We start from the raw sequence: 14,637 nt of genomic DNA, 5'->3' as shown, positions 1-14,637 counted from the left end.
CTCAGCCGCGCACCGGCAGCCCCGCTAGCAGCTCGGACACGATCGCCGCCCCGCGCAGCGTCAGCACCGACTCCGGGTGGAACTGCACCGAGGCGAACCCGGCCCCGCGCAGCGCGTGCAGCTCCCCGGACACCTCGTCCCGGCTCGCCTCGATGCCGTGCGCCGCCAGCTCCGCCGCCCCGGAGTCGTCGCAGCGCGCGGTGAAGCTGTTGTAGAAGCCGACCGTCTCGGGCCGCCCGAACAGGTCGATACGGGTCTGCGCCCCCTGGTACGGCACCGCCTTGCGGACGATCTCCAGGCCCAGTTCGGCCGCGATCAGCTCATGGCCCAGGCACACCCCGAGCAGCCCGTGCCGGTGGTCCCGGACCAGCTCGGCGGCCATCGCGCGCAGCAGCCGCATCTTCGGGTCGGCCGCGTCCGCCGGATTCCCCGGGCCGGGGCCGAGGACCACGGGCCCCTCGTGCGCCCGCACCGCGTCCCGCAGCCCCGGCTCGTCGTAGCGGCGCACGGTGACGTCGAGCCCCGAGGCGCGCAGCAGGTGCCCGAGCATCGCGGTGAACGTGTCCTCGCCGTCCACCACCAGGGCGTGGCCGGTGCGGTCGGCGGCGCGCTCCTGCATCCGCAGCCAGAACGGGGCGAGGCCGTTGCGCCGGGCGTCCAGCGCCTCCCGCACCCGGGGGTCGTCGGCCAGCCGGGGCCGCTCCCGCTCGGCCTCCGGGCGGGCCGGGCGGACGCCGAGGGCGGCGAGGACGCCGGCCGCCTTGGCGTGGGTCTCGGCGACCTCGCTCTCCGGATCGGAGTGGCGGACCAGGGTGGCCCCGACCGGCACCCGCAGCGTGCCGTCCGCGTCGATGTCGGCGGTCCGGATGAGGATCGGCGAGTCCAGGGTCTGGGTGCCGTCGGGCTCCCGGCGCAGCAGGGCCAGCGCGCCCGCGTAGTAGCCGCGCCCGCCGTCCTCGTACCGCTCGATGACGCGGCAGGCGTTCTGCACGGGGGAGCCGGTCACGGTCGCCGCGAACATGGTCTCCTTCAGCACCTCCCGTACGTCCAGCGAGGAGCGTCCGCGCAACTCGTACTCGGTGTGCGCGAGATGGGCCATCTCCTTGAGGCGCGGGCCGATCACCACCCCGCCCATGTCGCCGACGGTGCACATCATCTTCAGCTCCTCGTCGACCACCATGGAGAGCTCCTCGGTCTCCTTGCGGTCGCCGAGGAAGGCGAGCAGGCTCTCGGGGGTGGGCCCCTCGGCGGGATAGCGGTAGGTGCCGCTGATCGGGTTCATCACGACGGTCCCGCCGGACATCCGCACATGCACCTCGGGGCTGGCACCGACGAGCACACGGTCGCCGGTGTGCACGACAAACGTCCAGTACGCACCCCGCTCGCCCGCCAGCAGCCGCCGGAACAGGGCCAGCGCGTCCGCCCGGCCGAAGCCGTCGATCCGGCCCCGGAACGTCCGCCGGATCACGAAGTTCGCGCCCTCGCCCCGGCCGATCTCGTCCTCGATCACCCGCCGCACGGTCCCGGCGTACTCCTCGTCGCTGACATCGAACTCCCCGTCCTCCACGCGGACTTCGTGACGGGGGAGCGCGTCCAGCGCCTCGTCCAGGGGCATCGTGTACGTCTCGTCCGCGACCAGGACCGACAGCGGGGTGCCGTCGTCGCGTACGTCGAAACCGCGCTCCGCGATCTGCCGGAACGGCACGAGCGCCAGGGACGGCAGGTCACCGACGGGGACGTCGGCGAGCCGGTCCGCCTCGTGCACCCGGCCGACCAGCACCTCGACGGTGTCGTGGTCGTGGCCGGGGGTGCGGCGGCGCAGCAGGGCGAACGGCGGGCAGTCGTCGCGCAGGAGTCGGTCGAAGCTCATGGGTCGGTTCCTTCCAGGGAATCAGCTGGGAGGAACGGCCCGTGGACACGGAAAAGGCCGCCCCTCGGGCGGCCTCTGCGTCAGTGTGTACGCGCGATCAGCGGGCCGCCGGATGAGCGGTCCACCACCAGTTACGGGTCGAGTGCGCGAACATGCCCCGTACCCTAGCCCACGCCGGACGGCGGCGGGGCCCTTTCCCACCCGGCCGGGTGGGAAAGGGCCCCGCGCGCACGAGACGTCCGGTCGGCTAGAACAGGGTGTCGTAGATCTGCCAGCCGTCCCCGACCTGCGACTTCGTCGCGAACGGGGCCGTCACCTTGCCGGTGGAGTGGTAGAACCAGAAGTCCCCGGCCGAGTCCACGCCGACCAGGTCGCCCCGGCCGTCACGGTCCAGGTCGCTCGGGCCGAGCAGCAGCTTGTACTTGCCCCAGCCCGAACCGATCTTGACCCGCGCGTCGTACGGCTTGGTGGCCGAGCCGGTGCCCGTGTAGATCCACAGCACCCCGGACTTGTCCCGGGCCACGAAGTCCGCCTTGCCGTCGCCGTTGAGGTCGCCGGTGGAGACGATCTGGTCGTAGATCTGCCAGCCGTACCCGATCTTCGCCTTGGGGGCGAAGGGCTTCTCCGGGGTGCCCGTGCCCTTGTAGAAGTAGATGTCCCCGGCGGCGTTGCGCGCGATCATGTCGGCCTTGCCGTCACCGTCGAGGTCGCGCATGCCGTTGAGGCTGCTGTACTGGTTCCAGCCGCTGCCGACCTTGAGCCGGGCCATGTACGGCTTGTCCGGGTTGCCGCTGCCCCGGTAGTACCAGAGGACACCGTCCTTGTCGCGGGCCACGAAGTCGCCCGTACCGTCGGCGCGCAGCGCGGTCATCGCGGTCAGCGCCGTGTAGCTGCCCCAGTCGTAGCCCGCCTGGTAGCGGCGGTAGTACGGGGAGGAGGCGCTGCCGGTGCCCTGGTACTGCCAGATCCGGCCGGCGCTGTCGCGGCCGATCATGTTGTAGCGGTCGGTCGCGGAGACCGGCGCGACGCTCGTGGAGGTCTGGACGTCGCTCGCCTTCACCCACGCCTGGCGGTGGTTGTAGCGGATCGGCAGGTACGAGGTGGAACCGATGACGTCCGTCTGGGCCGAGCCGAACCAGTCGTCGCCCTTCACCTCTGCGCCGTTCAGCGCGTACCCCTGGCCCGCGGGCAGCGTGTACTTCGTCAGGTAGTCCGGGTTGTCGGTCGGAGCCTCCAGGCCCGCGGCCTCGTAGGCGGCGGTCTCCGGGTAGGCACGCCCGTAGATCCGGACCGTCACCCCGGCCTTCGCCTTCACCACGCGCGGGGCCGCCGCGAGCGGCACGGTGTACTGGCCGCCCGGGTTCTGGAACCACGCCTTCTTGCCGCCGTACCAGATCGCCGTCCAGTCGCCCTTGGTCTCGGCGACGACATAGGTGTCGCCGGCGCGGACCTTGTTCGACCAGTTGGAGCCCTCGCTCCACAGCGCCGAGAAGTACGGGTCGCTGAGCGTGGTCGCGCTGGTGGACGCCGAGGTGTACAGGTAGCCGAAGTTCGCCGGCTGCTTGGTGACCGCCTTGGAACTCGCCGTCAGCTTCGGCTGGTTGGCCGTGGTGAACGGCGGCACCACACGCACCAGCTGCCCCGCCTCGACCGGGCCGCCTGCGCCGCTCGCGCCCGTCGGAGCCCCCATCAGGCCCATGAAGTGGTTCCAGTCCCAGAACGGGCCCGGGTCCCAGTGGGCCTCCGCGAACTTGTCGTTCAGAGCAACGGGCACCGCGTCGTGGCCGATGATGTGCTCACGGTCGATCGGGACGCCGTACTTGTCCGCCAGGAACTTCACCAGGGCGGCGGAGGACTCGTACTGCGGCTCCTGGTACCACTTGCCCTCCTTGATCGCGTAGCCCTCGTGCTCCACGCCGATGGAGTGCATGTTCAGGGTCCAGTTGCCCGCGTGCCACGCCAGGTCCTTGTTCTCGACCATCTGCGTGACCAGGCCGTCCGACGCGCGGATCAGGTAGTTCGCGCTGGCGGCCGAGCTCGGGCTGGTGAGCGTGGCGAGCGAGCTCGCGTAGTCGCCCTCGGTGTCGTGGATCACGATCTGCCGGATGTCGACGCCCTTGTCGGGGCGCGCGGCGGGCGTGTAGCCGCGCTGGCCCGTGCTCGACGTCTTGGCCTGAACGAAGTTGCAGTTCAGACCGGAGGGGCACTCCGGGGTGGGGGTCGAGGAGGTGCTCGCGAAGGACGCGGCCAGCGGCACGTTCGCCGGCTTGACCGGCTGGACCGACGGGTCGGCGGGCAGCGAGACCTGCTGGCCGTCCTGGGTGACCGCGCGCTCGCCCGTACGGATCGAGTCGAAGACGCGCTTCGCGAAGAGGTCGGCCCCCTTCTTGTCCGGGGACTGGCTGAACCGCGCCACCGCCGGATACCACTGCGAGGCGTCGTCCGACAGGGAGCCCTTGGCGTCGCGCTGGTACTCGGCGAGGAGGGCCGCGCCCGCGCGGATGCTGTCCTCGGTGTCGTCGCGTACCGAATCCGTGTCCGTGTCGATCAGGCCGGCCGCCTTGTCCAGCGTGTGCAGGCGGGGGTCGGAAGTGTCGACCGTCTTCTTCGGCAGATCGCGCAGCGCCTTCGCGGCGTCGAAGGTCTTCTCGATCTCCGGACGGCCGGACATGTTCATGTGCGCCAGACGTTCCTTGTCGTCCGGCTGCTCCACGTCACCGGGCGACACACTGGTCAGCCCCATGACGTTGTACCCGCCGCTCGTGCTCGGCTCCCCGTCATGGCTCTCCCAGCGCGTCTGCCGGTACGAGACCGCCATCAGCACGCTCTGGGGCACGTCGAACTCACGGGCCGCGTCCTCGAACTGGGCCTGGAGCACGGCGGACGGCGAGGCAGGCTTGGTGTTCCCCGTGTCCGGGTCCTGCGAGGCCATGGCCAGCGTGCCGATCGTCGCGGTCGCGACCACGGCGGCGCCGGCCCCGATCAGAAGCCGTCTCTTCCTGAGGTCCCTACGGTGATTCCGCTTCAAGTCCCCACCCTCGATATCCACTTGTCCAACGTTGTGCAACGCTGAAAGTCGCGAGGTTAGCAAACCGCCGGAACCGCTCCCGCACCGGCCGTGGCGAGACGTCCGTCTCAGTGACTGGGCAACCGGGAATGACAGCGTGCGCGACCCCGTAATGTGGACGCCGTGACCGTGAACGCCAATACCTCCGTCGCCGGTGGCAACACCTGGCGAGACCTTCCCGCGGCGCAGCAGCCCGAGTACCCCGACTCCGAGGCCCTGCGCGATGTACTCGCGGACCTCGCGTCGTATCCGCCGCTCGTCTTCGCGGGCGAGTGCGACCAGCTGCGTGCCCGTATGGGAGCCGTCGCCAAGGGCGAGGCGTTCCTGTTGCAGGGCGGCGACTGCGCCGAGGCCTTCGACGCCGTGTCGGCCGAGCACATCCGGGCGAAGCTCAAGACGCTGCTCCAGATGAGCGCCGTCCTCACCTACGCGGCCTCCGTGCCCGTCGTCAAGGTCGGCCGGATCGCCGGCCAGTACTCCAAGCCGCGCTCCAAGCCGACCGAGACCCGCGACGGCGTGACCCTGCCGACCTACCGCGGCGACTCCGTCAACGGCTTCGCCTTCACCGAGGCCGACCGCGTCCCCGACCCCGAGCGCCTGAAGCGGATGTACCACGCGTCCGCCTCCACGCTGAACCTCGTGCGCGCCTTCACCACCGGCGGTTACGCCGACCTGCGCCAGGTGCACGCGTGGAACCAGGACTTCGTGAAGTCGTCCCCGTCCGGCCAGCGCTACGAGGCCCTGGCCCGCGAGATCGACAACGCGCTGAACTTCATGAAGGCGTGCGGCACCGACCCCGCCGAGTTCAAGGCCGTCGAGTTCTACGCCTCGCACGAGGCCCTGCTGCTGGACTACGAGACGGCGCTGACCCGCACCGACTCGCGCACCGGCCACCTGTACGACACCTCGGGCCACATGGTGTGGATCGGTGAGCGCACCCGCCAGATGGACGGGGCGCACATCGAGTTCGCCGCCCGGGTCCGCAACCCGATCGGGATCAAGCTCGGCCCGACGACCACCGTGGACGAGGCCCTGGGCTACGTCGAGCGCCTCGACCCGGAGCGCGAGCCCGGCCGGCTGACCTTCATCGTCCGGATGGGCGCCGACAAGGTCCGCGACAAGCTGCCCGAGCTGGTCGAGAAGGTCACCGCCTCCGGTGCCACCGTCGCCTGGGTGACCGACCCGATGCACGGCAACACCTTCGAGGCGGCCTCCGGCCACAAGACGCGCCGCTTCGACGACGTCCTGGACGAGGTCAAGGGCTTCTTCGAGGTGCACAAGGGCCTCGGCACGCACCCCGGCGGCATCCACGTCGAGCTGACCGGCGACGACGTCACCGAGTGCGTCGGCGGCGGCCACGAGATCTTCGTGGACGACCTCCACCAGCGCTACGAGACGGCCTGCGACCCCCGGCTCAACCGCAGCCAGTCGCTCGACCTGGCCTTCCTCGTCGCCGAGATGTACCGCGACCAGTAAGGGCCGCGGCAGGCGGCACCGTACGACTGTGGGGCACGGATCGATGTGATCCGTGCCCCACAGGGCGTTCCGGGGCTTTCACCGCCCGCGCGCGACGGGTAAGGTTAGGTTAGCCTCACCGATCATCGGGGCGGCGCCCACGACCCGTCCCCGCCCGGGAGGTGAACCGCATGTACGTCTGCTCGTGCTTCGGCGTTACGGAGCAGCAGGTCAAGGATCATGCGGCGGCCGGGGCCTGCACGCCCCGCCAGATCGCCTCCGCCTCGAAGGCCGGTACGGACTGCGGCGGCTGCGTCCGCACCATCCAGGCGATGCTCGGCCGGGGCGCCTGCCCGCGCCGCGAGCTCCTGGAGCGGAAGCAGAAGCCCGTCACCGCCACCGCTCCGGTGGAAGGGCTCCCCGAAGCCGCCTGAGCGCGGTCAGCTCTCCGGCTGCTCGATGAGCTGTGCGATGTACAGCGGCTCGCCCAGCTTCTCGACCAGGTCGAGCTGGGTGTCGAGGTAGTCGATGTGGTGCTCCTCGTCCTCGAGGATCGACTCGAAGATGTTCGCCGAGGTGATGTCGCCCTTGTTGCGCATCAGCTCGATCCCGCGCTTGAGGCGGTCGATCGCCTCGACCTCGACCTGCCGGTCGGCCTGGAACATCTCGGTGACCGTCTGGCCGACCCGTACGTGGAACAGCCGCTGGTAGTTCGGCAGACCGTCGAGGAAGAGAATGCGGTCGGTCAGGATCTCCGCGTGCTTCATCTCGTCAAAGGATTCGGCACGCGTGTATTTCGCCAGCTTCGTCCAGCCGAAGTTGTCCTGCATCTTCGCGTGCAGGAAGTACTGGTTGATGGCAGTCAATTCGGCGGTCAGCTGTTCATTCAGGAACTCGATGACCTCGGGGTCGCCCTGCATCGCAGAGGCTCCTTCCAACCGGTGAACTGGGCACGTGGGCGGCATCCTCGCACCGGACCCGCCGGCCGTCCAGTAAGTACATGCTTAGTACGAGTTGCCCGAATTGCCTCTGTCCTGGTCACGACCACCCCCGCCTGTCTGTCACCATGGAGTCATGGGTCAGCCGGAAAGCCGGGAACACCGCGCGTCAGAGCAGTCCGAGCTTCCGCCGGGCCAGCGGCTGCAGCGTGGGTGGCCGGTGACCCACTACGGGCCCGTCCCCAAGTTCAAACCGGAACGCTGGGAATTCCGCGTCTTCGGTGCGACCGCCGACGGTGAGAAGCACTGCTGGAACCACGAGGAATTCTCGGCGCTCCCGTTCTCCTCGGTCGTCGCCGATCTTCACTGCGTCACGAAATTCAGCATGCTGGGTGCCGAGTGGGGCGGTGTGCTCGCGCGCGACGTGGTCGCCCTCGCGCCGCCCGCGCCTCAGGTCACGCATGTGATGGTCTGGGCCGAATACGGCTTCAGCTCCAACCTCCGGCTGGACGACTTCCTCACCGACCGGACCCTGTTCGCCACCCACAAGGGCGGCGAACTGCTCACCGCCGAACACGGCTTCCCGCTCCGGCTCGTCGTCCCCCATCTGTACGCGTGGAAGGGCCCCAAGTGGGTCCGGGGCATCGAGTACATGACCGCCGACCGCCGCGGCTTCTGGGAGGAGCGCGGCTACCACAACATCGGCGACCCCTGGCAGGAGCAGCGTTACTCCTACCAGGAGGAGCCCGGGGACGGCCCCGAACTCTGAACCGGGCGCCGAACCGGCCGCCTCAGCCGCCGTCGCGCAGCGCCTGGAGCCGGGCCACGTCCGCCGCGTGGCCCTCCTTGCCGCCCGGTGTCTCGATGACCAGCGGCACGCCCTCGGTGGCCGGGTGCGTGAACAGCTCGCGGAACGGCTCCTCGCCGATGTGGCCCGAGCCGATGTTCTCGTGCCGGTCCTTGTGGGCGCCGGAGACGTCCTTGGAGTCATTGGCGTGGATGAGCTTCAGCCGGCCCTCGCCGACCGTCTCCACCAGCAGGTCCAGCGTCTCCTTCATCCCGCCGGGCCCGGCCAGGTCGTGCCCGGCCGCGAAGATGTGGCAGGTGTCCAGGCAGACCCCGAGCTTCGGGTGGGCGTCCAGCGCCTCGAAGTACGGGCCGAAGTCCCAGGTCCGCGAGCAGAGCGAGGAACCCTGCCCGGCGGTGGACTCCAGCAGCAGGAACGGGTCGTCGTCGTGCGTCAGCTCGTCCAGCAGCGGCCGCATGTGCGTCCGCACCTGGGCCAGCGCCTCCTCGCGGGGCCGCCCGCCGGTCGCCGACCCCGTGTGCACCACGACGCCCAGCGCCCCGATCTCACGGGCCCGGCGCAGCGAGTGGCGCAGCGACTCCACGGACCGCTCCACCGTCGCCGGGGTGTGCGAGCCGAAGTTGATCAGATACGGGGCGTGCACGTACGCCGGTACGGACTCGGCGGCGCACTGCTCGCGGAACAGGGCGTCCTGCGCCGGATTCCCGGCCGGGGTGGCCCAGCCGCGCGCGTTGGCGACGAAGACCTGGACGGCCTCGGCGCCCATCTCGCGGGCGTAGGGGAGGCCGACCTTGGCGAGGCCGCCGGCCACCGGCACATGGCCGCCGACTGGGTTGCGCATACGGATCTCTACAGTCCCTTGGTCTTGATGGTGATGGTGCTGCCCTCGGGGGCCCGGTCGCCGCCGTCCACGGACTGGCCGGAGACCTTGTCGCTGAAGGAGAGGAAGCCGCGGTCGACCTTGACCTCGAAGCCCGCCGCCTCCAGCTCGTCGCGGGCGTCGTCCACGTTCTTGCCGACCACGTCCGGCACGCCGACCATGCGCGGACCGGAGGAGACCGTCAGCGTCACGGTGTCGCCATCGGCCGCCTCGGCGCCCTCCTCCGGTGACTGGACGGCGATGTCGCCCTCGTCCTCCGGCGAGTGCACCCGGCCGGGCTTCACCTTCACCTTCAGGCCCTCGTCGGCCAGCGTGTCGGTGGCGTCGTCGACGGAGAGCCCGGTGACATCGGGGACGTCGACGGGGCTGCCCTGGGAGACGACGATCGCGACCGCCGAGTCCGGGTGGCGGTCGGTGCCCGCCTCGGGGTCCGTACGCACCACCTCGCCGGCCGCCACGTCTTCGCTGAACTCCTTGGTGACCATGCCCGGGAGCAGGCCCGCCTTCGTCAGCCGCTGCCTGGCGTCGGCGAGCCGGTCGCCCGTGACGTCGGGCACCTGGACGATCTCGGGGCCGCGCGAGACGACGAGCGAGACCGAGCCGTTGCCCCTGATCCGGGCGCCGGACTTGGGGTTGCTGCGGATCACCTTGCCCCGGTCCACGGTGTCGCTGAAGGCCCGCTCCACGCCCTTCAGCTCCAGACCGGCGCCGGAGAGCCGCTCCTTGGCCGTCTTCTCGGTCTGGCCCAGCAGCGAGGGGACCTTCGTGAACTGCCCGGAGTTGATGTACCAGACGCCGCCGCCGACGCCCAGGACGACGAGGACCGCCAGGACCGCCGCGATCAGCCCGCGCCGGGCGCCGCCGAGCGGCCCGGTCCGGCGCGGCCGCTGCGGAGGCGGGGGCGGAGGCATCTCCAGCCGGCTGGTGTGGTGGGCGGTGCCGAGGTCCTGGGGCAGGACCCGGGGGATCACCGTCGTCCGCGCGTCGGAGCCCTCCGGGCCGGGCTCCGGCAGGGCCTGCGGCGGTACGGCGTCGAGCTGCGCGTCCGTGAGGGCGGCGCGCGTCCGGCGGGCCCCGGCGAGCAGTGCCACCGCGTCGAACGGGCGGGCCTCCGGGTCCCGGGCGGTGGCGCTCGCCACCAGCGCGTCCAGCTCGGGCGCGAGACCGGGGACGACGGCGGACGGGGGCGGCACGTCCTCGTGCAGATGCTGGTAGATGACCTGGGCGGGGGACTCCCCGTCACGCGGCTTGGCGCCGGTCAGCATCTCGTACAGCACGACCCCGCAGGCGTACACATCGGCGCGGGTGTCCGCCGTGCCGTGCTCGATCTGCTCCGGGGCCAGGTACGAGACGGTGCCGAGGATCGTCCCGGTGGTGTTCGTGACCGTGTCCACGGCCCGGACCAGGCCGAAGTCGGCGACCTTGACCCGGCCGTCGTCCCCGATCAGCACGTTCTCCGGCTTCATGTCGCGGTGCACGAAGCCCGCCCGGTGCGCCGCGCCGAGGGCGGCGAGGACCGATTCCAGGATGTCCAGCGCGGCCCGGGGCCGGAGCGCGCCGCGCTCGCTCAGCACGTCGCGCAGCGTGCACCCGGCGACGTACTCCATCGCCAGGTAGACGTACTGACCCTGGGCGCCCTGGTCGAAGACCCCGACCACGTTGGGGTGGGCGAGATGCGCCACCGACTTGGCCTCGCGGATGAAGCGCTCGACGAACGAGGCGTCGGTCGCCAGCGCCGGATGCATCACCTTGAGGGCGAGCACCCGGTCGAGCCGCATGTCCATGGCCTGGTAGACCGTGGCCATGCCGCCCACGGCGATGCGGGCATCGACGCGGTAGCGGCCGTCGAGCAGCTGCCCGACGAGGGGGTCCTGGAGGGTCGTATCCACCATGCGAGTCTACGAGCCGCCGCGGACAGGCCCGCCGCGGTGGAGCGAACCCGGGGCAGGACTGAAGCCGAGCCGTGACAGGCGCGTGTCAGAAAGCCGGCCGCTCCGGATCGAGTACCGCCCGTCCGGCCACCGGCGAGGACGCCTCCGCGAAGTGGCGGCGCGGGATGCGCCCGGCCCGGTGGGCGAGCCGCCCGCCCTCCACCGCGTGGCGCATCGCGGCGGCCATCAGCTCCGGCTCCTGGGCCCGGGTCACCGCCGAGGCGAGCATCACAGCCGAGCAGCCCAGCTCCATCGCGAGCGCCGCGTCCGACGCGGTCCCGGCACCGGCGTCCAGGATCACCGGCACCCCGGCCCGCTCGGTGATCAGCTGGAAGTTGTGCGGGTTGCGGATGCCCAGGCCCGAGCCGATGGGGGAGCCGAGCGGCATGACCGCCGCGCACCCCACGTCCTCCAGCTTCCGCGCCAGGACCGGATCGTCGTTGGTGTACGGCAGCACCGTGAATCCGTCGTCCACCAGGATCTCGGCGGCGTCCAGCAGCTCGACCGGGTCGGGCAGCAGCGTCCGCTCGTCGGCCACCACCTCCAGCTTCACCCAGTCCGTGCCCAGCGCCTCACGGGCCAGCCGGGCGGTGAGCACGGCCTCCCCGGCGGTGTAGCAGCCGGCGGTGTTCGGCAGCACCCGGATGGACAGCTTCCGCAGCACGGAGAGCACCGAGCCCTGCACGGTCGGGTCGAGGCGGCGCATCGCGACGGTGGTCAGCTCGGTGCCGGACGCGATCAGCGACCGCTCCAGCACGTCCAGGCTGGGCGCCCCGCCCGTGCCCATGATCAGCCGGGAGGTGAAGTCGGTGCCGCCGAGGGTGAACAGGTCGTCGGACATCGTCAGCCTCCCTGGACCGCGGTCAGGACCTCGACCCGGTCGCCGTCGGCGAGCGCCGCGGCGGGCCACTGGCCGCGCGGCACCACGGTCTCGTTGAGCGCGGCGGCCACCCCGGCCGTCGCGTCGGTCAGCGTCGCGACGAGGACGTCCAGGGTGGTGCCCGGCGCGACGGCGGCCGGGGCGCCGTTCACGGACACGGTGAGCGGGGTGGGCTCGGTCATGCGGGCTGCTCCTGGGGTGCGGGGACCGGGGCGAACCGGCCGGGGGAGAAGGGGCGGGCCGCCTCGGGCAGCTCGCCGTCGGCCAGCAGCGACGCCATGGCGTCCCCGGTGACGGGGGTGAGCAGCACGCCGTTGCGGCCGTGGCCGGTGGCGAGATGGAGGCCGGGCAGCGCGGTGCGGCCGAGCAGCGGGGCGTTGTCGGGGGAGGCGGGGCGCAGACCGGCGCGGGTCTCGGTGAGCGGCAGCTCGGTGATGCCGGGCACCAGCTCGTGGGCGTCGCGCAGCAGCTCGTAGACCCCGCCCGCGGTGACGGTGGTGTCCCAGCCCATCTCCTCGGTGGTGGCGCCGATGACCAGCTCACCGTTCTCGCGCGGTACGAGATAGACCTGGCTGCCCCGGACCACCGCGCGCACGGTGCGCGAGAGGAAGGGGGCGTACGCCGGGGGCACGGTGAGGCGCAGCACCTGACCCTTGACCGGGCGCACCGGCGGCAGCACATGGGCGGGGACCCCGGCGAGCCGCCCGCTGAGGCTGCCTCCGGCGAGCACGACCTGTCCGGCGGCCACCTCCGTGCCGTCGTCGAGCACGGCGCCCACGGCCCGGTCCGCGCGCACGGAGAGGCGGTCGGCGCGGCGGCGGTGGAAGACCACTCCGGCCCGTTCGCAGGCGGTGAGCAGCGCGGCGGCGAGGCGGCGCGGGTCGACCTGGTGGTCGCCGTCCACCCGGAGACCGCCGCGCACGCCCGGGGCGAGCATCGGTTCCAGGCGGCGGCACTCGCGCCCGGTCAGCCACTCCGACTCCAGGCCCGAGCGGCGTTGCAGGTCGTGGAGCTCGCGCAGATGGGCGCGGTCGTCCGCGTCGAGCGCGACGGCCAGGGTGCCGCAGCCGCGGAAGCCGATGTCCTGCCCGCTCGCCTCCTCCAGCTCGGCCGTGAACGACGGATAGCGCCGGGCCGAGGCGAGGTTGAGCCCGAGCAGCATCTCCTCGCCGTAGTGCAGTTCGGTGACGGCGGCCAGCATTCCGGCCGCGACCCGGGCCGCTCCGCCGCCCGGCTCCGGGTCGGCGAGCGCGACGGCCAGACCGCGCCGGGCGGCCCGCCAGGCGGTCACCAGACCGATGATGCCGCCCCCGATGACGAGGACGTCGGACCCTTCGGTGGGATGGGTGCGCATGGGTGTCCAGCCCCTCCCTTCGCCGGCATGACCCGGATCAGGTTCGTACGGTCGGAGGCCGTCCAGCCTCCCTCTCAGCCCGGTGCGTCCGGGCTCCCGCGTGTCTTACGGTGGCCAGCCTAAACCCCGGCCCGCGGACCGGGTAGGGAGGGCCGGGGGAGGGGGCGCCCTTTCCTGATGGCTCGTCAGCTACGTAAGGTGGACAGGTGAGCGAGCAGCAGCGGGCAGAGCGGACGGAACGCCGGGTCGTCGTCGCGGGCGCGGGCATGGCGGGTGTGCAGACCGCCGTCGCCCTGCGGGAACAGGGCTTCACCGGCCCCGTCACGCTGATCGGCGCCGAACCCCACCAGCCCTACGACCGGCCCCCGCTGTCCAAGGCGGTGCTGCTCGGCAAGGCCGAGGAGTCCGCCTTCGACATCGACTTCGAGGGGCTGGACATCGCCCTGCGCCTGGGCTGCGAGGTCACCGGGGTCCGCGCGGGCGACCACGAACTCGACACATCCGAGGGCCCGGTCCCCTACGACGTCCTGGTCCTCGCCACCGGCGCCGAACCCGTCGCCCTGCCCGGCTCCGCCGGAGTCCCCGGCGTCCATCTGCTGCGCACCCTGGACGACGCGGCCCGGCTGCGCCCCGTCCTCGAAGCCGGGCACCCCGTCGTGGTCGTCGGCGCCGGCTGGATCGGCGCCGAGTTCGCCACCGCCGCCCGCGCCGCCGGCTGCGAGGTCACCGTCGTGGAGGCCGCGGACCGCCCCCTGGCCGGCGCCCTGCCCGCCGAGGTCGCCGCCCCCATGGCCGCCTGGTACGAGGAGAGCGGCGCCCGGCTCCTCACCGGCGCCCGGGTCGCCCGCGTCGAGCCCGGCACGGTGGTCCTCGCCGACGGGCGCACCCTCCCGGCGGGCGCGGTCGTCGTCGGTATCGGCGCCCGCCCCGCCACCGGCTGGCTCGCCGGTTCCGGCATCGCGTTCGGGCCCGAGGGCTCGGTGACCGCCGACGCCGCGCTGCGCACCTCGCTCCCCGATGTGTACGCGGTCGGCGACTGCGCCTCCTTCCCCTCGGCCCGCTACGGCACCCGCCTGGTCGTCCACCACTGGGACAACGCCCTCCAGGGGCCCAGGACCGCCGCCGCCCACATCGCGACGGAGGGCGCCGACATCCCGCCGTACGACCCCGTGCCCTACTTCTGGTCCGAGCAGTTCGGCCGGTTCGTGCAGTACGCCGGGCACCACGCGGACGCGGACACCCTGCTGTGGCGCGGCGACCCGGCCGAGCCCGCCTGGTCGGTGTGCTGGCTGCGCGACGACGCCCTGGTCGCGGTGCTCGCGGTGGGCCGCCCGCGCGACCTGGCCCAGGGGCGCCGGCTCATCGAGGCGGGGGCCCGGCTCGACGCGGACCGGGCCGGCGACCCCGCCGTAGCGCTCAAGGCGGCGGCCCTGCCGTAGCGGCGTGGACCTGAA

Annotated in this window: 13 protein-coding genes and 1 riboswitch; of the genes, 4 read left to right on the top strand and 9 right to left on the bottom strand. The window is 72.1% G+C overall.

Features of this window, described 5'->3' with window-relative positions; genetic code table 11:
- Position 1: 1 nt before the first annotated feature.
- The 3 genes from OHS17_RS08670 to OHS17_RS08665 all read right to left on the bottom strand — a co-directional run bounded on the left by OHS17_RS08670 (position 2) and on the right by OHS17_RS08665 (position 4,835).
- Entirely contained in the window at positions 2–1,870 is a 1,869-nt protein-coding gene (locus OHS17_RS08670; protein ID WP_330311686.1) for an anthranilate synthase family protein, read from the bottom strand.
- 97 nt (positions 1,871–1,967) lie between these two features.
- Positions 1,968–2,024, bottom strand: a complete 57-nt coding sequence (locus OHS17_RS33875; protein WP_073968448.1) for a trp operon leader peptide — start codon at positions 2,022–2,024, stop codon at positions 1,968–1,970.
- 93 nt (positions 2,025–2,117) lie between these two features.
- Positions 2,118–4,835 (bottom strand): N-acetylmuramoyl-L-alanine amidase, encoded by a 2,718-nt coding sequence (locus tag OHS17_RS08665; RefSeq protein WP_330311685.1) that lies wholly within the window; start codon positions 4,833–4,835, stop codon positions 2,118–2,120.
- Between the two features lie 231 nt (positions 4,836–5,066).
- Between OHS17_RS08665 and OHS17_RS08660 the strand changes: the two genes are divergently transcribed.
- Both OHS17_RS08660 and OHS17_RS08655 read left to right on the top strand, forming a co-directional pair.
- Positions 5,067–6,413, top strand: a complete 1,347-nt coding sequence (locus tag OHS17_RS08660; RefSeq protein ID WP_330315193.1) for a class II 3-deoxy-7-phosphoheptulonate synthase — start codon at positions 5,067–5,069, stop codon at positions 6,411–6,413.
- 170 nt (positions 6,414–6,583) lie between these two features.
- Positions 6,584–6,826 carry a (2Fe-2S)-binding protein gene (locus tag OHS17_RS08655; protein ID WP_330311684.1) on the top strand — a complete coding sequence of 81 codons (243 nt, stop codon included), beginning with the start codon at positions 6,584–6,586 and terminating at the stop codon, positions 6,824–6,826.
- 6 nt (positions 6,827–6,832) lie between these two features.
- Here the strand turns inward: OHS17_RS08655 and bfr are convergent, their stop codons facing one another.
- Entirely contained in the window at positions 6,833–7,312 is a 480-nt protein-coding gene (gene bfr, locus OHS17_RS08650; protein ID WP_018104422.1) for a bacterioferritin, read from the bottom strand.
- Positions 7,313–7,466: 154 nt separating this feature from the next.
- On the opposite strand from bfr, the gene OHS17_RS08645 reads away from it, so the two are divergent.
- On the top strand, positions 7,467–8,099 hold the full coding sequence (locus tag OHS17_RS08645; RefSeq protein WP_073864589.1) for a sulfite oxidase-like oxidoreductase: 633 nt from the start codon (positions 7,467–7,469) through the stop codon (positions 8,097–8,099).
- 22 nt (positions 8,100–8,121) lie between these two features.
- Here OHS17_RS08645 and OHS17_RS08640 read toward each other — a convergent pair whose 3' ends face one another.
- From OHS17_RS08640 to thiO, 5 genes are all read right to left on the bottom strand, one after another.
- Positions 8,122–8,979, bottom strand: coding sequence for a deoxyribonuclease IV (locus tag OHS17_RS08640; RefSeq protein WP_330311683.1), 858 nt, complete (start codon positions 8,977–8,979; stop codon positions 8,122–8,124).
- Between the two features lie 8 nt (positions 8,980–8,987).
- Positions 8,988–10,907: a Stk1 family PASTA domain-containing Ser/Thr kinase gene (pknB, locus tag OHS17_RS08635; RefSeq protein ID WP_330315192.1), complete on the bottom strand. Its 1,920-nt coding sequence runs from the start codon at positions 10,905–10,907 to the stop codon at positions 8,988–8,990.
- Positions 10,908–10,995: 88 nt separating this feature from the next.
- Positions 10,996–11,790 carry a thiazole synthase gene (locus OHS17_RS08630; RefSeq protein WP_161207232.1) on the bottom strand — a complete coding sequence of 265 codons (795 nt, stop codon included), beginning with the start codon at positions 11,788–11,790 and terminating at the stop codon, positions 10,996–10,998.
- 2 nt (positions 11,791–11,792) lie between these two features.
- Complete coding sequence (gene thiS / locus OHS17_RS08625; protein ID WP_018104427.1) at positions 11,793–12,011, bottom strand: sulfur carrier protein ThiS; 219 nt, start codon at positions 12,009–12,011, stop codon at positions 11,793–11,795.
- Positions 12,008–13,183, bottom strand: coding sequence for a glycine oxidase ThiO (gene thiO / locus OHS17_RS08620; protein ID WP_018104428.1), 1,176 nt, complete (start codon positions 13,181–13,183; stop codon positions 12,008–12,010). The genes thiS and thiO overlap by 4 nt, the downstream gene beginning before the upstream one ends.
- A riboswitch (TPP riboswitch) is annotated at positions 13,181–13,293 on the bottom strand. (Overlaps the previous gene by 3 nt.)
- Before the next feature lie 96 nt (positions 13,294–13,389).
- On the opposite strand from thiO, the gene OHS17_RS08615 reads away from it, so the two are divergent.
- Positions 13,390–14,622, top strand: a complete 1,233-nt coding sequence (locus OHS17_RS08615; protein ID WP_330311682.1) for an NAD(P)/FAD-dependent oxidoreductase — start codon at positions 13,390–13,392, stop codon at positions 14,620–14,622.
- Positions 14,623–14,637: the final 15 nt, after the last annotated feature.

It is taken from the genome of Streptomyces sp. NBC_00523 (genome assembly GCF_036346615.1).
In the GTDB taxonomy this organism is placed as follows: domain Bacteria; phylum Actinomycetota; class Actinomycetes; order Streptomycetales; family Streptomycetaceae; genus Streptomyces.
Note: the sequence above shows the minus strand (reverse complement) of the source record. Positions and strands in the feature narration are given on the sequence as shown.

Excerpts from the sequence above, each read along its gene's own strand:
- OHS17_RS08670 (WP_330311686.1), bottom strand. The coding sequence starts at position 1,870 with ATGAGCTTCGACCGACTCCTGCGCGACGACTGCCCGCCGTTCGCCCTG.
- OHS17_RS08655 (WP_330311684.1), top strand. The coding sequence starts at position 6,584 with ATGTACGTCTGCTCGTGCTTCGGCGTTACGGAGCAGCAGGTCAAGGAT.
- bfr (WP_018104422.1), bottom strand. The coding sequence starts at position 7,312 with ATGCAGGGCGACCCCGAGGTCATCGAGTTCCTGAATGAACAGCTGACC.
- OHS17_RS08645 (WP_073864589.1), top strand. The coding sequence starts at position 7,467 with ATGGGTCAGCCGGAAAGCCGGGAACACCGCGCGTCAGAGCAGTCCGAG.
- OHS17_RS08640 (WP_330311683.1), bottom strand. The coding sequence starts at position 8,979 with ATGCGCAACCCAGTCGGCGGCCATGTGCCGGTGGCCGGCGGCCTCGCC.
- OHS17_RS08630 (WP_161207232.1), bottom strand. The coding sequence starts at position 11,790 with ATGTCCGACGACCTGTTCACCCTCGGCGGCACCGACTTCACCTCCCGG.
- thiS (WP_018104427.1), bottom strand. The coding sequence starts at position 12,011 with ATGACCGAGCCCACCCCGCTCACCGTGTCCGTGAACGGCGCCCCGGCC.
- thiO (WP_018104428.1), bottom strand. The coding sequence starts at position 13,183 with ATGCGCACCCATCCCACCGAAGGGTCCGACGTCCTCGTCATCGGGGGC.